The organism is Peribacillus asahii, assembly GCF_003570725.1.
In the GTDB taxonomy this organism is placed as follows: Bacteria; Bacillota; Bacilli; order Bacillales; family DSM-1321; genus Peribacillus; species Peribacillus asahii.
Map to the genome: position 1 here is coordinate 262,689 of NZ_QWVS01000002.1, position 21,988 is coordinate 284,676.

Sequence of the window (21,988 nt, forward strand, 5' to 3'; positions counted from 1 at the left end):
AAAAAAGATAAACAACTATATACAATCTCTATAATCTATTAACCAAGGAAAAAATATCCTTTTTTATAAATTCCAACAAAACCAGAAAATTGTCAAGTAAGAAGAATTATTTATGTGCAGAAATTAATTTTCTGATTTCATCCATAATAACCTCTGTTGCTTCTTCAGGTGATATTTTTTGTTCACGATACTGACTAAAATCAATCGGTTTTCCGTAAACAACCCTTAACTTTTGGAACGGTTTATATGGCCCAATAATCGCACAAGGTACAACGGCAGCATTGGTACGCAACGCAAAGAATCCAGCTCCCGCAAGGCCTTTCCCAAGCTCTCCCGTTTTACTTCTCGTTCCCTCAGGAAACAGTCCTAGCACTTCACCCTCTTTTAAAAGCTTTAAGCCTTTTTTAAGCGCCCCTTTATCACTCATCCCTCTTTTGACAGGAAAGACATTAATGGTTGGTAAAATTTGCTTCAAAATAGGAACATGAAATAATTCTTCCTTTGCCATAAAATGAATGACCCGGGGAGAGGTGAGCCCAACAACTGGTGGATCTAAATTATCAATATGATTAGCACAAATAAGCACGCCGCCATCCTTCGGAAAGCTTTCTGTTCCAATCGTTTGAATTCGAAATAACGGCTTTAATATTATTGTTACAACAGTTTTCCCAAATCTGTACAAATTCACGCTCATCGTGTCCTTTCTTGAACTAAAGACATGATTCGATTCACTACTTGTTGAATGGTGAGCGAAGTTGTATCAATTTCAATGGCATCTTCTGCTTTTCTCAATGGCGATACTTCACGTTCGGAATCCAATTTGTCTCGCATAGCAATTTCTCTTTTTAGTTGTTCAATATCTGATTGAAACCCTTTTTTAATATTTTCTTGATGTCGACGCTCAGCACGCTCTTCTACGGAAGCTATCATAAAAATTTTGACTTCTGCATTCGGCAAGACATGTGTACCAATATCTCGACCATCCATCACAACGCCTCCACTTTCTGCAAACAACTGCTGTCTACGGACCATTTCTTCACGAATAAGTCGATGTTTCGCTACTTCTGAAACAGAATTTGTTACGTCATGCGTTCGAATGTCTGATGTAACATTTTGGCCATCAACAAAAACGAGTTGCCCTTGTTCACTTGGCTGCAATTCAATTTCTGTTTCCATTAATAGCGTAAATAAATCTTGTTCGTTCGTAATCGATACCGATTGTTGTAATGCCTTGTACGTTAGAGCTCGATACATCGCACCTGTATCTACATATATGTAATGACACGCTTCTGCAACAATTTTTGCAATTGTACTTTTTCCAGCAGCTGCTGGTCCATCAATTGCAATTGATATTTTCTTGTTCATTAATGCCTCCTGTAATCCTGACAATCCTGCTGATTCATTTATTACCTTTTCATTTTATCACAAAAAGCGGAAAAATCATTAATAAAAGCCGCTGCATTCTTAATTAAAACACATGATTTATCCTCGCAAACGAACTATTATAACCACGAGAACCTATCATGGTATTTGTTTGTATGCAACTTGAGCAGCTATTATCTGCTCAGCGAAATTACACAAAAAAATCAATATAATTTCCATTTATCAGCCTGATATATGAAACCGTTGATTTTGAATTCATTGCGTATAAAACCCCTGAGCATTTCATGAGGCTTTAAACGATTCCGAAATCATGTGATTAACATTAGTGTTTCACATAGCCTATTTACTACTCTGAAACACCTTCAAATGTTTCAATAATTTTTGTGTAATTATTACTATTTACCCCTTCATATTGAGAGAGTTTAGTTAATGGAATCATATTATCTTCTAAGCTTAGCAATACTTGAACGAATCCTAAAAATAGAGCTTGAATAATAATTAACTTTACAATAATTCTTTCCACTGCTTTCATTGGAAACATCTCCTTCATTGGTTTACTATCAGTATGGAAAGAACTACTATGTTTCATTCACCATTTAACCAATAGAAAAGGAGAGGCACCTCAGCACCTCTCCTTTTCTTCGTTTATAACATATTTTCATACACAGGCTCTGAATTTTTCAATTTTTCTACCTTTTCTTCTTGACCATCCTCTGCATTAATGAAAATACGATATGTGTCATTATCGATGACTCCAAGAAATTCATAGCAAAGCACTTCTTCACCAATATCATTGATAATAATTGCTTCTCTTTGCTCCATAATCTTAACTTGTGAATTAATGTGCTCTTTTGCTTTATCCACAGAAATTTTAGCATCGTCAATACTTCGTAACTTATGAGCTTGCAAATACTCATCAGCTGAAAAACCGATAATAGAACCATCATCCAAAGCAACCTTCACTTTTACCGAATCCGGATACACTCGCACCCCATCCACAGATGCTACAAAAGTAAATAAACCAATTTGATCGTACTGTGAGCTCTCAAATAAATCGAGTGAATCAAAATGATGATTCTTTAAAAAATTGCTCGCTTTTGTATAGGCTTGGTTTAAATCTAGTTTCGCTTGTTTGACCGTTCGGTTGTTTAAATACCAGATTGGATAACCACCTTTTTTCGTGATATCCATATTGACTTCAATACCTGTCGCTTTTTCTAACAAACTGACACTATAAAAGCCATAGTCTGACCCTTTTCCGTTTTCTTCAACTCTTACTTTTACATCGTCTTCAAAATCCGCATACTTTTTCGCAATTGCAATAGCTTCTTTTTTGGAGATTCTTTTGCCTTCTACATGCTGATAGATATCATCTTTTTCGTTTGTTGATAAAAAGGTTGGATTTTGGGCATTTGTCTCCGTATAGCCTGACACTTTCTTCTCAACCGTCTTAAATCCATCGATAATCGTATTGTCTACCGTTTCGTCATTTGAGGCTAGAGCTAGTTCCACATCCATCCAACGAAGATTATTTTTGATTACGGCATATTGAACCTTTCTTAGCTCATCTTGTATCTCACTTGACTGACTATAAAGTGATTTAAGGTTTTTATATTCTTGGTCGGTTAACGGTTCTTTCTCTAAATCTCTGACAGCCGTCCGATAACTAAAATTACCGATATCATATAAAAACTCTTCTGTTTTATTAAACGGCATCAATGCAAGTGGGAGTTGGCCGACATCGTTTTGGGCTTCCGACGTAAGTCTCCATACTTCTATTAAGGCTGGGCTTAATGATTTACGAGAATTCATCGCAAGTGTTGTACCAATTTTATCATGCAATAAATCCAATTGATAATTCAAATCATGAAACGCACGTTGATAATTGTTTTCAGCATGAACAAGCACGGCATTTTTTTCTTTATGCTCTTGATACCCCCAAAATCCTGTTCCAACAACAGCAACTGCTAATAAACCAATCAATATATTCCTAATCAATCTATCTCACCTCTTTACTTACAGAAAATATGTTTGCCGATTTTTTTAATTTGAGGTCTTGACCAAATCCATCCGCTTGTTGCCGTGTCAGGATTAAAGTAATACTCAGCATTTCCAGTTGGATCCCACCCATTAATAGCATCAATAACAGCTTCCTTCGCCGTTTCATTCGGTGTTAACCAAATTTGACCGTCTGCTACAGCAGTAAAAGCTCCCGGTTCAAAAATAACTCCTGAAACCGTATTCGGAAAGGAAGGACTTTGCACTCGATTTAAAATGACAGAAGCAACTGCAACCTGACCAACATACGGCTCACCACGTGATTCACCATATACCGCATTTGCCATCAATTGAATATCATTTTGCGAAAATCCTTCCGGTAAACTAGCAGACGTTGTTGCAGTTTGTGCTGGTGCATTTTGCGAGCCTGCAGTACCCTTGTTTGAAGTCCCATTTGAGGGAGGCGTTGTTGTTTTCTGCTTTACCTGCTTGTCAATATCCACTCCACCATAATAAGTAAATTCATTTCCTTTATTAATTTGGCCATGAACAAATTCCCGATTAAAATTAGATGCCTTTGTTAACTTGTTTTTCGTTGTAGTACCAGCTAAACCATCTACCGGCAAGCCGAAGTCCTGTTGGAAATTTCTAAGTGCCCAATATGTTCCCCAGCCATATACCCCATCAATCTTTCCATGATAATATCCAATGTTTTGCAGCCTTGCTTGAAGCTCAATTACGTCATCACCTATTGAACCACGCTGGATTACTTGACTTGAAAAGGCTTGTATCCTTGCATCAGGAATCCATATACAACTCATCATGATACATACAAAGACTATGAGCCATTTCCATTTTGACGAAATTCCTTTCATCAAAAACACTCCTCTTTTCATAAATTAACGTAACCCTATTTTCTGCTGTGGTGACATTTTTATTCCAAGTCAATAAAAAACGGAGCGGGCAAATAATGCCAACACTCCGAAATTCATCCCAAACTTAACAAGCAGTAAACCTCTCACTGCTGGAAATGTCAATTTATTTTCTATTAATATCTAGAAGCCATTTTAGCTGCATGAAAATCTGATAAAATTCGTGCTCGTTTCACCTTCTTCAAACCAAACCACCATAAGTAAATCATAAACGGCATCATCCAGTACACCCACATTTTCTGGGTAATCAAAATGTAATCATATACACCGTGAAGAAGAAACGGTACAACTAAAGCAGCCAATACATAATAGCGATTTTTCACGACTGCAAATTTGGCTTTTCCTAAATAATACCCCATAATCACACCGAACAGAGCATGACTCGATACAGGCAGCATCGCCCTTACGAAAGCATGCTCCACACCATTGGCTAATAGATACAAAATATTTTCCATCGTCGCAAACCCTAATGAAACAGCTGCTCCATAAACAATACCATCATATGGTTCATCGAAAGCAACATGTTGATAGATTGCGAACATTAAAATAAACCATTTAAAAAACTCTTCTAAAAGGGATGCCCAGAAAAAAGCTGTACCAAAATCTGTCTTAAAAACACCTTCTGTTTCCAACACATATTGTAAAAACATAATTGGAAATACAAGAAAGACACCATATAAAAACGTCTTTAATACAACTGAAATAGGCTCCGTATCATACTGATCTTTTAAATAAAAATAACTGAGCAGAGCCAAGCCAGGGGCAATGGCAGCTGACAATATGATCAGCATTTACTGACCTCTCTTCTTTTTGGTTTGGCTATATTACAGGCAACCTGAAATATAAACATTATTTGTATACTATTCGTTTATTTTCAAAGCAACCTTTAAAATAGCTTCTTATCCTTTAATTTGATACCACTAGATAATGCAACAGCCAGTTTAATTCTTGCTTTCTTACTATCATAATCCGTCCCAAGAATGACACCTCTTTGCTGTAAATCATGGGCGCTTCCTTCATAATCATAAGCAGGATACACTTGACCTTCTTCTGCACTTGTTGTTATAACAACAATAATACCTTGATCCAGAGCCTTTTGAATAGCTTCCACCATGCTGGGAGTGACTTGTCCTCTTCCAGCACCTTCTAATATAATCCCTCGGGCCCCTTGGGCTACTGCCGCCTCAATAAAGGTTCCGTCCGCTCCAGTATAACATTTTATAATGTCCACTCTTGGAATAGCTTCTTTTATTTCAAAATGTTCTTGATGTACTGGTTTCTGATATACACTAACGGTATCATTATCAATAATACCTAAATATCCATATCCAAACGTTGCAAATCCTTGTAAATTAGAGGCATGCACCTTCTTTACATACTTAGCTGAGTAAATTCGTTCATTAAAAACAACCGCCACTCCGATGTTTTGTAATGAACGATTAGCCGCTGCTAGAATGGAATTTCTTAAATTAGAAGGAACATCTGTACTTACGTGTTGTAAGGAACGCTGCGAGCCTGTTACGATAATTGGCCGTTCATCTGCAAGTGTAATATCTAAGAAATACGCTGTTTCTTCTAATGAATCCGTGCCATGTGTCACAACAATACCTGTCACAGTTGGATCTTTTAATTCTTCTTCTATTGCTTGTTTCAACTGTACCATTGTAGTAAAGTCCATAAACATGCTTGGAATTTGTAAAAGGTCTACAATCTTCACATCAATTTCTTTTGGTAATTGACAAAGTGAAGCGAGTTCCTCCCCGCTTAAAGCACCAGAGGCAAGCATCCCATCTTTTGTTTCCTTGCTAGCAATTGTACCGCCTGTTGTAATTAAAGAAATTTTTTGTTTCATTTCTTACATCCTCCAATATTATCATACCACACCATGAATCATTATAGTTGTCCTCACTTACTATCATTCATATGCTGATTTATAAGATGCGCTGCAATCAAAGCTCCGTGGAAGCGGCCATTTTCAATAAAAATTTCATTAGCATTATTCCCGGCCGCAATAACACCTGCAATATAAATACCATTTACATTTGTCTCCATCGTCTCAGGGTGATGGAGCGGACGTCCTGTGTCTTGATCAATTTTAACACCTATTTTTTGTAAGAAATGATGGTCAGGATGGTATCCCGTCATAGCAAACACAAAATCATTGCGCATCGTTTTGACTTCATCCTTCACTCGATAAATAATTTGTTCCTCTTGTATTTCCATTAGCTCAGCATGAAACTCCATTTTAATCATACCATGGCGTACTAACGCTTCAAACTCTGGCAAAATCCAAGGTTTAATACTTGGAGAATAGGCCTCCCCCCGATATAGCACGGTCACTCGAGCCCCTGCTTTCACAAGTTCAAGCGCCGCATCAATGCTCGAATTTTTACCTCCAATAACGGCTACATCACAATCAAAGTATTCATGACCTTCTTTAAAATAATGAAACACTTTCGGAAGATCTTCACCGGGAATATTCATATAATTTGGATTATCATAATAACCAGTTGCCACAACAACGAAGGATGCTTCGTATTCCGCTTTCGAAGTCACTACATGAAAAGTACCGTTTGCAAGTTTTTGAACTTGTTGCACTCGTTCAAATGCGTTTACTCGAAGTTGTTTACGTTTCACCACTTCGCGATAATAAGATAATGCTTGATTTCGTACTGGCTTCCGATTTTCTGTGATAAATGCCACGTCACCAATTTCTAATTTCTCACTCGAACTGAAAAATGTTTGATGTGTTGGATAACGATAAATAGATTCTACAACATTTCCTTTTTCGATAATTAAAGCGCTTCTCCCTACGTCTTTTAAAGCAATAGCCGCAGCAAGCCCACAAGGACCTCCGCCAATAATAATTACATCTTCCTTCTGCACGTTCACTCGCTCCTCTGCACTACATCCGTTCTACCTAAAACATATGTACGTCCATTTACAATCAGGTTCTATATCGACATGACCTCTATATAATCACCTTATCTCATATGACACTCGTTCTATGAATAGTATATGAATCCTGAATGATTCCACACCGTCTTCACACTAAAACGTTCCAAACATTAACTTGTCATATATTTTAAGTACATAAAAAAACTTCTATCAAGTTTAATGATAGAAGTTTTTTCTCTTCTTTTCAATGTTAAATCCAGCCGCGGAAGCGAGATGCTTCTGCCATTTTTCTCACACCAATCATATACGCAGCTAAACGCATATCTACGCGACGAGATTGTGCTAAATTATAAATATTATCGAACGACTTCACAAGAATTTTTTCAAGCTTTTCATCAACTTCCTCTTCGCTCCAGTAGTAACCTTGATTATTTTGAACCCACTCAAAATAAGAAACGGTTACGCCACCAGCGGAAGCTAGTACATCCGGTACAAGAAGAATGTTACGATTTGTTAAAATTTGTGTAGCTTCAATCGTTGTCGGACCATTTGCTGCCTCTACAACAATTTTCGCTTTAATATTGTTTGCATTTTCTTCTGTGATTTGATTTTCAATCGCTGCTGGTACTAAAATATCACAATCCAATTCAAGCAGTTCTTGATTTGTAATCGTATTTTTAAACAGCTTTGTTACCGTTCCAAAGCTATCTCTACGATCTAATAAGTAATCGATATCCAAACCTTCCGGGTCGTATAAAGCACCATAAGCATCTGAAATTCCAACTACTTTTGCCCCCGCATCATGCATGAATTTTGCTAAAAAACTGCCCGCGTTTCCAAAACCTTGAATAACAACACGAGCCCCTTTGATATCGATATTACGTTTTTTAGCCGCCTCATTAATACAAATGGTCACACCTTTAGCTGTTGCCGATTCACGCCCGTGAGAACCACCAAGTACAAGCGGCTTCCCTGTAATAAATCCCGGAGAATTAAACTCATCCATTCGACTATATTCATCCATCATCCATGCCATAATTTGCGAATTTGTAAATACATCTGGAGCTGGAATATCCTTTGTAGGCCCAACGATTTGGCTAATCGCCCGCACATATCCTCGACTCAATTTTTCTAACTCACGGAATGACATATTACGCGGATCACACACAATTCCGCCTTTCCCGCCTCCGTAAGGAAGATCGACAATGCCACATTTCAAGCTCATCCAAATTGACAGCGCTTTTACTTCACGCTCTGTTACATTTGGGTGAAAACGAATTCCACCTTTTGTCGGTCCAACAGCATCATTGTGTTGCGCACGATAACCTGTAAACACTTTTACAGAACCATCATCCATACGCACAGGTATTTTCACCGTTAATAAACGCAATGGTTCTTTTAATAACTCATACACCTCTTCAGGATATCCGAGCTTTTCTAACGCTTTATGTATAATGGTTTGAGTTGATCTTAACACATCATTTTTTTCTTCATCATGTTGAGGGTCATTCCCTTTTGTAGACACCATTTATGTACCTCCTACTTCATCATATAATACGGCACTCATGTGATAGTATACACCTTCCATATATTTATGCAAAGATTAAAAAACAGAATCAAAATGTTTCGTAATTTTAAAAAATAACGAAAACTTTTCAACTAAAATTCCTTCTAACCGCAAAAGACTCACAGATAGGTAAATCTATTTTACAATTACTAAAAGAGTGATAAAATAAAACGTCACTCAGTGAGGATTTCCTCTTATTTCCTGCACTGAGTGTTCATCCCTTTCTACAAGTCGCGGCTCTCACTAATCCTTCGTTTGTTTTTTTGATTCTGAAGCCGAAGACTTAACTTACCGTTACTTTGTAATGAAATTATAATCTTATACTATATAGTAATTAGATTACACAAATTTATGCAAGGGAACTTTTTTTCTATAAGTGAAAATAAGAAGTAAGTACTTGAATCGCTTCTTTTTCCAGAATGCACGCTCCATATTCTCCCATTCGATATAGTGTCAATGTAGATGCATATCCGTACTCCGCAGCCAATGAAATCACTTTATGATAGATTTCCTCTGACACATTTTCGATTAGTAAATAATAACGTTCATTATAAACATATAGCGTACTCAAGAATACACCTTGATTTAGCAGCTGATGGCTTAACTGGATCACGTCTTCAAACTCATCAAAAGCATATAAAATATGGGGAGACTCGTCGAACTTCACTTGCAGATTGACAAAGTCTTCTTCCTCTGCAAAGTCTTCTTCCTCCTCTTTTGTTACAATAATAATTAGTCCTTGTGCAGGCAGTGAAAATATTTCAATAGCAATCGATCCGCTCATGATAAAATTTAAACTTTCACATGCTTCTTCTACCATAGCTTGAAAAAGCTTATGCACCTTAAGGGAATTTCCTACAATTTCTTCTTTTGTTATGCCCCGATCCATTAAATCATCGAGAGTTAAAAAAATTTTAATTTTATTATTTGTAAGCCTCTCCGACTTCATAAAAAATGCCCCCTGGTTACCATCTTCATACATCATATGAAGATCGATAATCAAGGTGCATAAACAGCGTTCTATAACAAAACCTTATCAAAAAGCCTGAATCGTTAAAACATCGCTCTAAAATTGTACTTCCTTCTTCTCACCAATGCTCGTATGATGTCCCCTTTTTAACGTAAACAAATGAGTTTCAGGCTTTGCCGTAAGTCGCATCGGAATAGTGCTTGTCCCATACCCATTGCTCGTTACATATACACAGTTATTAAACATTTCCGTATCGCCTAGCTTATAAGGTCCATATCCAAGGAAACGAACTTGCCCCCCATGCGTATGACCAGAAAGAACAAGACTAATCCTATGTTCCTCCTGCACTTGAACTTTCACTTTAGGATTATGGCTCACTAAAATTCGAAAGGCGTCTTTGACATTGTGTGCATCTGCTAACGCCATATCTAAACGATCTCGTTCCACCGTTATATCCTCAATGCCGAGCAACGTCATTTTCTCTCCTTGTTTTGCTTCCAAATGTACAGCCGCATTCGCCAAAATTGTAACTCCATATTGTAATAGCCGCGCATCGAGTTCATGAACATCGACCTCATAATCATTATTTCCCCATACAAAATAAAGAGGGGCCCCTATACTTTTTAATTTTGCTAAGTTTTGTTCAACATGAGCAAAAGGTACAGTACGCTCTGTTAAATCTCCTCCAATAATCACAAGATCCACCTGCTGTTGTACTTTAGCGATAATTTGATCTGAAATAATTCGTTTATGTACATCTGAAATAAAAAAAATCCGTACATCTCCAAAATGTTTAGGCAAGTTTGAGAAATATAAATCTTGATATATAATCCGATCTAACTGAGCTGTTCGGTACATATAAAACGAAAGCAATGTTAGCGCAATTATAATCACAATCAAAACAATGATGATAAACACCATAATATAGTGCATGTTTTACCCTTCTTTCTTCTACAAAAACTGCCTGTATCTATCTAACCATATTTGTAAGCAGAATGCTAAATGTTCAGACTTATTTATTCTCATGATAAAGATTAATATCATAATTTTTCTTCATCATTTCAAATACCTTATGACGATTTTTCCATTCAGATTCTTTTTCCCATAACAGTTTACTTTTATTAATAATTTCACAACGTAATAGTTGATACTCCTTCTCTGCTTTCTCCATCTTATTTTTTACCATCGTTAAATATCCAAACGCCCCCATTGTAATCAGAAGAAAGAAAACGTGATTAGACTGATTAACAAAAGCTGAGAACATAGCGAAAAAAGAATAAGAATACGGCGCCAGTACATAGACATATAAATATAGGATAAAAACAACGGTGACACTAATCGTACCCCATAAAATCATTTGATGTTTTTGTTGTAACGCTTCAAACTTCTTCTTTCGCTCAACTACATGTTGCAGCATTTGTTTCGTCGCTTGATCTGTATGTTCATCTAACATAATGATAGCTGGTTCCATTCATAAGCGCCTCCTTGTTCAATAAAGCGAAGCTTCCATCAGTGAGGGTTTACTGCCCGTTAAGTATAGGATGAATTCAGAACGACATAAAAAACACTCACCTCATTATATGTACAAGTACAACATCCTATGATACCAACGCAAAAAACATCCTGAAATAACTTTCAGGATGTTTACCGCTTATTTCTTTAGTGGAATTTTTAATTTCTGTCCAACCGATATATTATTTCCGTTTAAGTTGTTCCATTTTTGAATTAACGGAATCCCTTCTTGCGATTTATAATAGGCCATTGAAATACTGAATACCGTTTCCTGCGGTTGAACTGTATGATACACAACATGATAGGATTCTTCTTTTTTCGGCTGTTCTTCTTTAGCCTTTGTTGACTTTTCTTTTGCTTCCCGCTCTTTCTCTTTTACAGTTGTTGATTTTTCTTTTGCTTTCTGCTCCTTCTCTCTTACAGTTGTTGATTTTTCTTTTCCTTTTTCTTTTTCTTCTCTTTCTTTGTCTGTTCCCGCTTGTTTGTCATTCTCTTTTTTTACCGCAACCTGTTTCTCTTTCTCATCATTACTTTTGTTCTCTTGCTTTTTCGATTCTTCCGCTTTCTCCTCTTGATTCTCTTTTGTTTCAGCCGTTGCCATCGTCGGAATATTTTGTTTCAACTCATCATCATCCGCTTGTTCCACAACCTCGGCAGCACCTGTTGGCTCCTTCGGTTCATCTTGAGCCGCCTTTTGGTCCGGATTTTGAAGATAATGGTATGCAGTAAGAAATCCAATTGGAAGTAAAATAAAGAATAAAGCTAATAACTGAATAACAGGGATTTTAACTTTCATTTTACTTCTTTTCTTTTTCTTCTGGTGTACCGATTTTCGAGTCGGAAGAGGTGTCAATCTCTGAGCAGATTCAGTATGTATATCTAGTTCCTTTAGTTTTCTTTCTGCACTCATGTAAGGCACCCCTTTCTATTCTTTTTCCTAATAATTAAGCCGAGAAGCATATCAATAACAAAATGAGCCGTAATAACTATCCACAAATTCCTGGTCTCCTCATATAACCAGCCGAGACCAAAGCTCAGCATCATAACATTCACAAATAGATACCAATTAAATAAATATCGATAATGGACAACAGCAAAAATGATACTTGTCCAAACCAACCCAATATGTGTTTGTAAAACTCCGCGAAACAGTACTTCTTCACAAAAGGCGATTAGAAACGTGACCACAATAATCATCGGGGAGGAGAGACTAGAAAAGATTCTTTCATTAATCCCTCCATCATCATGAAAGCGAGCTGGTGTGACTTTCATCATAAACAAATCATACAGGACGACGAGAATTCCTATAGGTAGACCAATGGTTATAATGCGAATATCACCGAGATGAAACAAGTCGAAAAAGGCAGAATAATCTTTAAATAAAATAATACCTAAAAAAAACGAAATCGTTAAGAGAATAATTTGTGTCAAAACCAAATTATAAAGTAATTCCTTATCAGAAAGTTGGTTAATAAGTTCAGCTTGTTTATTTTTCATTCCTTTGTTCCTTTAATACATAAAATAGAAGCTAACTCCCTTTTCCAATAAAAAGAGTCCGCTTGTTGTCGTTCAACAATATGAGGCCATCGTTCCATGACTTGCTCAATCGACATGCCGCAGCAATCGCAACAAACCGGATTGTTAACAGCCTGATTCTCTTCGAAATATTGCACAATCCCTACACGCCGACAAGCTGAGCCTCTAACCCATTGCAATAATTGGTCCAGCTTCTGCGCATTCCTGCTTTTTCGCGTATAACAATACTGTTTAAACAACTCGATTGGCTTCGCTACATCCTGCTTTGTTGCTAAAAATTGAGCAATCATTCGAAACTGAACTTCATTTAAAGAAAATTGCTGACACAGTTGCTCCTGCATAGGCTTTAATATGTCCATCATGCCCTCGCCGCTCTTCAAAAGCACTGCATGTACACCTTCTACTTGTGCATCTGTCGGAAGCTGTTGCTCCATCAAATGTAATGGCAATCCTTCATCTCCGTCACTATATAACAAAACAGCAGCACTTTGTTCTCCGTCACGACCTGCTCTGCCGATTTCTTGTACATAGGATTCCATTGTCGCCGGCAAATGAAAGTGGATGACAAACCGTATATCTGGTTTATTAACTCCCATTCCAAAGGCACTTGTTGCACAAATCATCCGCAATTGACCAGTAATAAACTGTTGCTGTATGAGCATTCGTTGATCCGGTTCCATTCCTCCGTGATAATAAGCAACTCGGTCGATACCTTGATTGTGCAAATATTCACTCACAGACTCCGCTGCCTTTTTAGAAGAAAAATAAATAATGCCACTGCCTGAAAACTGTTGAACAAGCTGTACCAACCGTTCTAACTTCTCCTCATAACGAGACAGCTTCTCCACAAACAGTGCAATATTATGCCGATCAACAGTCGAAACGATTTGTTTCATATCCTTTATCTCAAGCTTTTCAATAATATCCTTTCGAACTTCTTCTGTTGCTGTAGCTGTCAAAGCAAGCGTTAACGGTTCCCCCAGCTTTTGTCGAGCTTCTCCTAAGTTTAAATAATCCGGTCTAAAATCATAGCCCCATTGTGAAATACAGTGTGCTTCATCAATAACAAATAACCCGATTTCAATTTGTTGAATCGCCCTAATTACATAATCTAACGCCAGCATTTCAGGTGATATAAAAATAAATCGAAACGAAGATAATTGACTAAGAGCCGCTTTCTTTTGCTGAAGGGTTAAAAAAGAGTTAAATGTTAATACCCTTTTCTCTCCTCTCACTTTGAGCTGTTCCGCTTGATCTTGCATTAAAGATAATAATGGCGAGACAATTAATGTCGGTTTCTTTAAGGCATAAGTAGGCAATTGATAGCATAAAGATTTACCTGTACCCGTTGGCAGCATGGCCAATAGATGTTTTCCTGCTAATAAGGAAGAAATCACTTCCTTTTGCCCTGGCCGAAATTCAGTAAATCCAAAGTAGTGTTCCAGCATTTCTTCCAAAGAATTCACAATTCATCACCCGCTTTCGCTAATACAAGCCGAATTTGAAAAAAGCTAATAGCTTCATCTGCTAACGATTGCCTAATAGCCTTTAGCTGTTTTGTTTGAAGCTTCTTCATTACCTGCCGTATTTTCTCTTCCACAGCACTTGTCACATATTTATCAATCGGAAATTGTTTATCGACTAATACAATTTCAACGAGATGGTCTTCAATCGTATTAACCTTTAAACGCCGAATGTCCGCAATTTCAGTTAGCGTTCGACCTGCTTGAATAAACTGTAGCGTTGTTTGTGTGGACTGCGTTAAACGGGACTGTTGTAAATCCCTTATAAGAGAAGATAAAAGGCGATATTGCGTAAATGTTTTCTCTATTTCAGCAAGCATCCAGTGCAGGGATTCTAGAAACACATAACGCACATACCACTCATCAAGCTGCATCGTTTTTGAAATTTGGTCAAAAGTCTGTCCTACTCGATTTATACCTGTTAATTTTCTAACAAAGATCGTTTGATGCCTATCACTTTGTCGCTCCAATAAATCGGTTAACTCTTCATACAAATGCTGGGCCATCAACTCTCGATTTTGACGATTCTGTTGTAAAAATTGTTTTATGGATTGTTGAATTTTAGTATTGCGCTGAATCGGATAAAACTTGGTTTCATTGTGAACAATATGGGAGAGCGTTTGAATTAACAAATTCAATCTGCCCCAAAAAACAGGAGCCACATTTTGATACTTCCATCCATTTAATCGAGTTGGGATTGGCTCACATTGAGCAAGCTCTTCCTCTCCACTTTGTGTAATAATAAAAACATCTGAGTTTTGCTTAGCTGTAATCCAATCATGTTCAACAAGATTTTGGATAGTATCAACCAGCTGTTTTCGAGTAAAGTGAGGAATGGTTCCAAAAACATTAGTCAAACGAAATAAATGAGCATCTTGAATAGTTTGTGACGATTTTTTTCCTTGCAACATATGGTAAATGGCATAAATGGATCGCTCACCTTGAAATTTTTTGATTGTATGGAGGATGATAACCTGCAAATAATTTGCCAAATGTACTCACATCCTTTGTTTTCCTAATGGTTCTTTCATTGTAACAAAGATGGAGATAAAGTGTATTTCTAATCCTCAAAATAAGACAAATTTTGTCCTTTTTTAACAATATAAAAAATACATGATATTTCATTTGTTGGTTATTCGTATACTATGAGGAATTTTTTAGCTAGATTTCCTATTGAAAAATGCGGAATTCAGCCGTACAATAGGAATAAGGTGAAACTATGTGAATAAATAACCTCATGTTATTATCCAATTAGGAGGAGTTTTATATATGGCAAAATTTACAATCGTCGATAAAGATACATGCATCGCGTGTGGCGCATGCGGCGCAGCTGCCCCAGATATTTATGATTATGACGATGAAGGCATTGCTTTCGTAACTTTAGACGATAACCAAGGAACAGCTGAAGTTCCAGATGTTTTACTAGATGATATGATGGATGCGTTTGAAGGTTGCCCGACAGACTCTATTAAAGTGGCTGACGAAGCATTTGACGGCGATGCACTAAAATTCGAATAGATGAACAGGCCATTTCCTTACACAGAAATGGCTTTTTTTAGCTTTTCTAATCGAACGATTCGAGATTCACTTCATACAAAACTATCGTTTCCATCCATCTTCTAGCATATCCTTATCCCATATTATTTAGTCAAATTAGACAAAAAAATCGAACGGTAAACGTTCGATTTTTTTCTTCATATATTTTTATATAAGGCTTGTTTACTAAGCCATGTTTGCATTTTAGCAAAAATCAACATAAACACAACTGTAATCAATATACCTTTTATAAGGTTAAATGGCAAAATAGCAGTCGTGACAAATGTTCGAGCCTCTGGACCAGACATCGCCTCTGCTCCTAAGAAAAATGTATAGGCAGGTAAGAAGATATAATAATTTAAAACACTCATCAACACAGCCATTGAAATCGTTCCAGCAAATAACCCAAAAGTCATTCCTCTTACAGAACGAATTTTTTTATATACATAGTAGGTTGGTAAAACAAATAAAATCCCTGCTGTAAAGTTCGCAATATGTCCGACTGGAATCGCTGTTAAACTCCCTGTCATAATTGCATCCAACAAATTTTTAACAAACTCTACTAGTATTCCTGCTCCAGGACCAAAGATTATCGCAGCAATTAAAGCGGGAATATCACTAAAATCCACATTCAAAAAAACTGGGAACCCCGGAAACGGAAAGTTCAGGAGCATCAAAACATAAGAGATGCTCGTAAGCATTGCTAAAGTCACTAACTTTTGTACCTTCATCATTCTCTCTCCTTCTTTTTCTGATCTACTCCGAAAAAGAGGATAAGTTCTGTTAAACGGTTTGTGTCCAATAAAAATCCCCTTTAATTCCGATGAAATTAAAGGGAGAAATTAAAGGGTTTGACAAACACACGCTCAATATATCATTTTTTGAACGTCTACAAGAACCTCCATCTTCTCCCATCCAGACTATACTGTCGGCTTTGGAATCTCACCAAATCCTGCCTTAACCAAGGCTCGCGGGCTGAGAAGGAATCTCCTTCATCACCGCCGGTGGGGAATTGCACCCCGCCCCGAAGATAGATCTATAAAATTATTATACTACTATGTATTATATCTGTTTTTTCTTTATTTGAATAGCTTTTTTCTAAAATTAACCAGATTAAAAAATTTCCCTTACCTATCAGAAAAGAATAAGCCCTCTCTCTCATTATAATAAAAATACAATATTTAACAAACACATATTATTCGTTTATATAAAATAGCAGCGCAAATAAAATGTTTATTACATAAAAAACACCCCTAAAACACGTATAATTATATATATTCCATTACATTTATTCGTTTCTACACCCCTTGCTTAACTTCCATAAAATTGACAGTTATCCACTCTAATTGTAAAATTAACTGAAATTTAAGATAATTTTTTCTAGGAAGGTGTTCATGACGTGTATCGCATTTTAGTAGCAGATGCCATCAAACCTGAAGGATTAAGCCCTCTATTAGAAGCAACCCACATTGAACTTATTCAAAAAACCGTCGATGAAGCAGAAAAGCAGCTTGACCAAATTGATGCAATTTTAGTTCGAAGTGCAACAAAAGTAACCGAAGAATTAATGGAACGCATGCCGCAATTAAAGATTATTGCACGTGCAGGAGTTGGTGTTGATAACATCGACATTCCAGCCGCAACCAAACGGGGAATTGTTGTTGTAAATGCTCCAGATGGAAATACCATTTCTACATGTGAGCATACATTTGCGATGATGTCTTCCCTTGTCCGTCACATCCCACAAGCATTTACTTCTTTAAAGGCTGGAGAATGGAGACGTTCTTCTTTCACAGGTATTGAACTCCGCGGAAAAACACTTGGTATTGTTGGATTCGGTCGTATCGGTGGAGAACTCGCAAAGCGTGCAAAAGCATTCGGAATGGAAGTTGTTGTATTTGATCCATTCTTAACAACTGACCGTGCTAAGAAAATGGCCGTTACTGTCCTACCGTTAGCAGAACTATTACCCAAAGCCGATATTATTACGGTGCATACCCCTCTAACAAATGAAACAAGAGGTTTAATCAATAAGGAAAACTTAAAAACTTGTAAAAAAGGCGTATATTTCTTAAATTGCGCTCGTGGTGGAATCATCGATGAAGATGATTTATATGAAGCAATTATCGAAGGACAAGTAGCCGGAGCAGCACTTGACGTCTTCGTTGAAGAGCCTCCGCATGGCCACAAATTATTAGAGCTTGATCAAGTGATTGCAACACCTCATTTAGGTGCTTCAACAAAAGAAGCTCAATTAAATGTCGCGGTTCAAGTCGCGCAAGAAGTTCTGACTTATCTGAATGGAAATCCTGTTTCTAATTCTATTAACTTACCCGCTATTTCTAAAGAAGTATTTGATAAAGTTCAACCGTTCTATCAACTTGTACAACATATAGGTATGATTGCTTCTCAACTCATCAAAGAGGGCATCCAAGAAATTTCAGTAACGTATGCTGGTGAATCTTTAGATTTCGATACTTCTATCTTAACTAAGAGCTTACTTTCTGGATTCTTCAAAACAAGAATTGATTTACCGGTCAATGAAGTAAATGCACTATTAGTTGCAAAAGAACGCGGTATCACAATAGGTGAAAAAATCGCTGCAGATACGTTAGGCTACGCAAATCTCATTAGTCTCAAAGTAAAAAGCGAAAAACGCGAGTTAACAATTAGCGGAACCTATATTGAAAATTACGGCTCTCGTATTGTCAGCCTAAATGGCTTTAAAATTGACTTTGAGCCCGAAGGAAATATGCTTTATATTCAACACACAGATAAACCAGGTGTTATCGGAAATGTCGGAAAAGTTCTCGGAGATCAAGGGGTTAATATCGCAACGATGCAAGTCGGTCGTAAACAAGCTGGCGGCGATGCAATTATGGTTCTTACATTCGACAAATCATTAGATCCGGAAACAAAAAAAATGGTGGAAAAGATTGCAGGTATTACGCTTGTAGAAAATATGTCTCTATTTTAATGAATTAGTTAAACAATATTGTTACTATACGATTTTTGGCTCATTTAGAGCGAGCACAGCCTCACACAAATGAGCCAAAAACGTATGACCTAATACTATGATTCAATATAACCTTTCCACTAAAAACTTATCCTATATGCTTTTCGATATCGTATGTACAATCAACATATACAATTGTCGTTCCACCCTCCTTCTCCCACAACCGATTCAATTCATTACTTGATGCCTGTCCTAATTTGCCTGTAATAAATAGCAGCATTACACAAGCCCCAATAATCATAACAATTAAAAAACGTATACTATACTCCCGCAGCATCCATCATTCCTCCTAAGCATTCTACTTGCTTAAAGTATGACAATAATCGCCCCTTTAGAACATTTTCTTATGATTAAATGAATACTATTTAGCTAACGTATCTTGTAGCGAAGGTTCTGTTACATAACGTTTTTGATTTTTGGCTCGTTCTATAAAGCGAAACTTCCATCAGCGGGGTCCTACTGCCCGTTAAGTGCGGGATAAAGTAACAAGATTCATAAACAAACATAGCCTTAGCGAAAAAATAGCTCCCCTACCCTCCTTTCTATCATAAACTGCCACAAAAAAAGACAAGGAGTGCATGAAACCAGCTGCCCTCCTTGCCTTTTTGTTACTTACTTTTTTGACGCATTGGTAACACAAAACTAAACATCGTTCCTTCATTTAACCTACTATTAACCGACATATACCCTTCGTGTGCATCAATAATATTTTTAGCAATTGAAAGGCCTAGTCCTGTTCCAGAACGTCCTCTTGTTCGTGCTTTATCAGCTTTATAAAAGCGTTCAAACACAAATGGCAAATCCTCTTCAGGAATACCAGAACCTGTGTCCTTTACATAAATAATCAAACCGCCTCGATCACTCTTTCTTTGACCGACTTCAACACTTCCACCTTTCAAAGTATGACGAATCGCATTATCGATTAAATTCGTTAAAACTTGCTCGATGCGATCTGGATCGAAATCCCATTCTATTTTAGTATCTTCTAAATCAACTGATAGCTTAATGTCTTTTTCTTTAGCAATAACTTGAAACTTGCTTGTAATTCTCGTTAAATATGACATTAATTCCACTTGCTCATATCTTAAGCGCATATTTCCCGATTCTAACCTTGCTAGGTCTAGTAAATCATTCACTAACCGTCCCATTCTTAACGATTCATCATAAATAATACGAGACATTTCTTTCTTATCTTCTTCATTTCCAGCAATATCATCTACAAGCGCTTCACTATAGCCTTGCAGCATCGAAATTGGAGTTCTTAATTCATGGGATACGTTCGCAATGAAATCTGTACGCAGTTTATCCATACGTCTCTCATCGGTGATATCCCGAATCACAGCAACAGCCCCTCGAATCGTTCCATCATTACTATATAAAGGACTCACAATCAGCCCCCAATGATGCCCTTGTAATGTAATTTCACCAATTTGCTCTTTTCCTTGACGCTCTGATTCATCAAATAAATTCATCAAAACTTGCGGTACATTCTTGCTTCCTTCAGGAGAAAAACCTTTTTCAAAATATACTCCTTGTAAAAAACGCTCAGCCGGAGGATTTACTTCTAAAATGGTACCATTTTTACTAAAGGTGATGACTCCATCCGCCATACTGCTTAGAATGCTCGCTAAATGCTCCTTTTCTTCGCTCAAAGCCGTCATATTGTACTTCAGCTGTTTTGCCATTTGGCTAAAAGCAATCGCTAGTTCGCCAATTTCATCTTGTGTAAGAACAGGTATTTTTGTATCAAACTTTCCGCGAGCAACAGCAAGTGCCGCTTCTCTCATTTTTCTAAGTGGCGCATTGATTCTTGTAGATAAAAAAAAAGCAAAAATCGTTGTCAAAATAATGGCAACACCAGCTGCTAATAAAATAAAACGAGTCGTTGACTGAATGGCCTCTTCCATCGACTCAAGAGATTGAACTAAAAAGACTTCATCTCTTTCACCATTTAACTCAAGAGGAATTCCAACGACAATGGCCGAAACTTTTTCTTCATCCTTACTACTAGCAGGCAGCAGCATTTCTTTTTTAACAATCTTTTCATCAGTAAACACTTTTAATAAATCCCTATCTTCTTTAAGAAACTGGGGTGTAATTTGATTATTCACATCACGTAATGATGAAAAAACAATTTCCTCATCATGTAAAACAAGCATTTTTGTTTCATCCCCTATTAATTCTGAGGAAATTTGTAATACATCAATAGCATTGGAATGATCATTCGTAACAGAGACAATTTGTTTTGCTACCTTCGTCAAATCATTCTCTACGGTTTCAATTTGGAAGTTCTCAAAAAATTCTACCAATAAAACCGTTAACACCAATAAAACAAAACATACTAATAATAAAATCGTTCCCCATAGTTTCCCGACTACACTACGCCAGAACATTAATCATTAATAACTTCAAACTTGTAGCCGACACCCCAAACGGTAACAATCATTTTGGCGGCATTTTCAGAAATACGGTTTAATTTTTCACGCAACCGCTTTACATGTGTATCTACAGTTCGAAGATCTCCAAAAAATTCATAATGCCAAACTTCTTTTAGCAATTGTTCGCGATCAAACACTTTATCAGGGGATTTCGCTAGAAAATACAGCAATTCATATTCCTTCGGTGTTAACGAAACTTCTTTTCCATCAGCTAACACACGATGTGCATCATTGTCGATTGTTAAATGAGAAAAAACAATCACGTCCTTCGCTGTCGTTTCTGCCTGAATATAATTCGCACTTGCTGAACGACGTAACAGCGCTTTCACACGAAGAACAACCTCACGAGGGCTAAATGGCTTCACGATATAATCATCCGTTCCCACCTCAAAGCCTTGTACTCGGTTAACCTCTTCGCCTTTAGCAGTCAACATAATAATAGGCGTTGCCTTCTTCTCCCTTAATTCACGACAAACCTCGATTCCATCTTTCCCAGGCATCATTATATCTAATAAGATTAAATTATAGTCATTTTCTAGTGCTTTTGTTAAGGCAGTATCGCCATTCTCAGCTTCATCAATTATGTATTCTTCTCTTTCTAAATACATTTTCAATAATCGGCGGATTCTTTCTTCATCATCCACCACAAGAATTTTAACAGAATTATCCATTTCACAAC

The 21,988-nt window shown here is 37.0% G+C and carries 22 protein-coding genes and 1 riboswitch; of the genes, 2 read left to right on the forward strand and 20 right to left on the reverse strand.

What is annotated here, in order from left to right; genetic code table 11:
• Positions 1 to 106 precede the first annotated feature (106 nt).
• The 16 genes from D1953_RS01420 to D1953_RS01495 form a co-directional block, all read right to left on the reverse strand.
• A complete protein-coding gene (locus tag D1953_RS01420; RefSeq protein ID WP_119115362.1) occupies positions 107 to 694 on the reverse strand; it encodes a lysophospholipid acyltransferase family protein in 588 nt (195 codons plus the stop codon).
• Complete coding sequence (gene cmk, locus D1953_RS01425) at positions 691 to 1,365, reverse strand: (d)CMP kinase (protein ID WP_119115363.1); 675 nt, start codon at positions 1,363 to 1,365, stop codon at positions 691 to 693. Before cmk ends, D1953_RS01420 begins: the two co-directional genes overlap by 4 nt.
• Positions 1,366 to 1,729: 364 nt before the next feature.
• Positions 1,730 to 1,915 carry a YpfB family protein gene (locus tag D1953_RS01430; protein WP_119115364.1) on the reverse strand — a complete coding sequence of 62 codons (186 nt, stop codon included), beginning with the start codon at positions 1,913 to 1,915 and terminating at the stop codon, positions 1,730 to 1,732.
• A gap of 113 nt (positions 1,916 to 2,028) precedes the next feature.
• Complete coding sequence (gene ypeB, locus D1953_RS01435; RefSeq protein ID WP_119115365.1) at positions 2,029 to 3,381, reverse strand: germination protein YpeB; 1,353 nt, start codon at positions 3,379 to 3,381, stop codon at positions 2,029 to 2,031.
• A 14-nt stretch (positions 3,382 to 3,395) separates the two neighbouring features.
• Positions 3,396 to 4,205, reverse strand: a complete 810-nt coding sequence (gene sleB, locus D1953_RS01440; protein WP_245979850.1) for a spore cortex-lytic enzyme — start codon at positions 4,203 to 4,205, stop codon at positions 3,396 to 3,398.
• Positions 4,206 to 4,429: 224 nt separating this feature from the next.
• Positions 4,430 to 5,104, reverse strand: a complete 675-nt coding sequence (prsW, locus tag D1953_RS01445; RefSeq protein WP_119115367.1) for a glutamic-type intramembrane protease PrsW — start codon at positions 5,102 to 5,104, stop codon at positions 4,430 to 4,432.
• Positions 5,105 to 5,199: 95 nt separating this feature from the next.
• Entirely contained in the window at positions 5,200 to 6,165 is a 966-nt protein-coding gene (locus D1953_RS01450) for an asparaginase (RefSeq protein ID WP_119115368.1), read from the reverse strand.
• A 53-nt stretch (positions 6,166 to 6,218) separates the two neighbouring features.
• Positions 6,219 to 7,199, reverse strand: coding sequence for a YpdA family putative bacillithiol disulfide reductase (locus D1953_RS01455; protein WP_119115369.1), 981 nt, complete (start codon positions 7,197 to 7,199; stop codon positions 6,219 to 6,221).
• 262 nt (positions 7,200 to 7,461) lie between these two features.
• Positions 7,462 to 8,739 carry a Glu/Leu/Phe/Val family dehydrogenase gene (locus D1953_RS01460; RefSeq protein ID WP_119115370.1) on the reverse strand — a complete coding sequence of 426 codons (1,278 nt, stop codon included), beginning with the start codon at positions 8,737 to 8,739 and terminating at the stop codon, positions 7,462 to 7,464.
• 409 nt (positions 8,740 to 9,148) lie between these two features.
• Positions 9,149 to 9,727, reverse strand: a complete 579-nt coding sequence (locus D1953_RS01465) for an adaptor protein MecA (RefSeq protein ID WP_119115371.1) — start codon at positions 9,725 to 9,727, stop codon at positions 9,149 to 9,151.
• A gap of 117 nt (positions 9,728 to 9,844) precedes the next feature.
• Positions 9,845 to 10,681: a metallophosphoesterase gene (locus D1953_RS01470; RefSeq protein WP_245979816.1), complete on the reverse strand. Its 837-nt coding sequence runs from the start codon at positions 10,679 to 10,681 to the stop codon at positions 9,845 to 9,847.
• Between the two features lie 79 nt (positions 10,682 to 10,760).
• A complete protein-coding gene (locus D1953_RS01475; RefSeq protein WP_119115372.1) occupies positions 10,761 to 11,219 on the reverse strand; it encodes a YpbF family protein in 459 nt (152 codons plus the stop codon).
• A 180-nt stretch (positions 11,220 to 11,399) separates the two neighbouring features.
• A complete protein-coding gene (locus D1953_RS01480) occupies positions 11,400 to 12,170 on the reverse strand; it encodes a LysM peptidoglycan-binding domain-containing protein (RefSeq protein ID WP_119115373.1) in 771 nt (256 codons plus the stop codon).
• Positions 12,167 to 12,757, reverse strand: a complete 591-nt coding sequence (locus tag D1953_RS01485; RefSeq protein WP_119115374.1) for a type II CAAX endopeptidase family protein — start codon at positions 12,755 to 12,757, stop codon at positions 12,167 to 12,169. The genes D1953_RS01480 and D1953_RS01485 overlap by 4 nt, the downstream gene beginning before the upstream one ends.
• Positions 12,754 to 14,262 carry a RecQ family ATP-dependent DNA helicase gene (locus D1953_RS01490; RefSeq protein ID WP_245979818.1) on the reverse strand — a complete coding sequence of 503 codons (1,509 nt, stop codon included), beginning with the start codon at positions 14,260 to 14,262 and terminating at the stop codon, positions 12,754 to 12,756. The genes D1953_RS01485 and D1953_RS01490 overlap by 4 nt, the downstream gene beginning before the upstream one ends.
• Positions 14,259 to 15,311, reverse strand: a complete 1,053-nt coding sequence (locus tag D1953_RS01495; protein ID WP_119115375.1) for a YpbB family protein — start codon at positions 15,309 to 15,311, stop codon at positions 14,259 to 14,261. Before D1953_RS01495 ends, D1953_RS01490 begins: the two co-directional genes overlap by 4 nt.
• A gap of 277 nt (positions 15,312 to 15,588) precedes the next feature.
• On the opposite strand from D1953_RS01495, the gene D1953_RS01500 reads away from it, so the two are divergent.
• On the forward strand, positions 15,589 to 15,837 hold the full coding sequence (locus D1953_RS01500; RefSeq protein ID WP_119115376.1) for a ferredoxin: 249 nt from the start codon (positions 15,589 to 15,591) through the stop codon (positions 15,835 to 15,837).
• Between the two features lie 176 nt (positions 15,838 to 16,013).
• Here the strand turns inward: D1953_RS01500 and D1953_RS01505 are convergent, their stop codons facing one another.
• A complete protein-coding gene (locus D1953_RS01505) occupies positions 16,014 to 16,589 on the reverse strand; it encodes an ECF transporter S component (protein WP_119115377.1) in 576 nt (191 codons plus the stop codon).
• Positions 16,590 to 16,754: 165 nt separating this feature from the next.
• A riboswitch (FMN riboswitch) is annotated at positions 16,755 to 16,891 on the reverse strand.
• A 363-nt stretch (positions 16,892 to 17,254) separates the two neighbouring features.
• Here D1953_RS01505 and serA point away from each other — a divergent pair.
• Complete coding sequence (serA, locus tag D1953_RS01510) at positions 17,255 to 18,832, forward strand: phosphoglycerate dehydrogenase (RefSeq protein WP_119115378.1); 1,578 nt, start codon at positions 17,255 to 17,257, stop codon at positions 18,830 to 18,832.
• 127 nt (positions 18,833 to 18,959) lie between these two features.
• On the opposite strand, the gene D1953_RS01515 is transcribed toward serA, so the two are convergent.
• The 3 genes from D1953_RS01515 to D1953_RS01525 form a co-directional block, all read right to left on the reverse strand.
• Entirely contained in the window at positions 18,960 to 19,148 is a 189-nt protein-coding gene (locus tag D1953_RS01515) for a hypothetical protein (protein WP_119115379.1), read from the reverse strand.
• A gap of 331 nt (positions 19,149 to 19,479) precedes the next feature.
• On the reverse strand, positions 19,480 to 21,264 hold the full coding sequence (locus tag D1953_RS01520) for an ATP-binding protein (protein ID WP_119115380.1): 1,785 nt from the start codon (positions 21,262 to 21,264) through the stop codon (positions 19,480 to 19,482).
• Positions 21,264 to 21,980: a response regulator gene (locus D1953_RS01525; RefSeq protein ID WP_119115381.1), complete on the reverse strand. Its 717-nt coding sequence runs from the start codon at positions 21,978 to 21,980 to the stop codon at positions 21,264 to 21,266. The genes D1953_RS01520 and D1953_RS01525 overlap by 1 nt, the downstream gene beginning before the upstream one ends.
• Between the last annotated feature and the right edge of the window lie 8 nt (positions 21,981 to 21,988).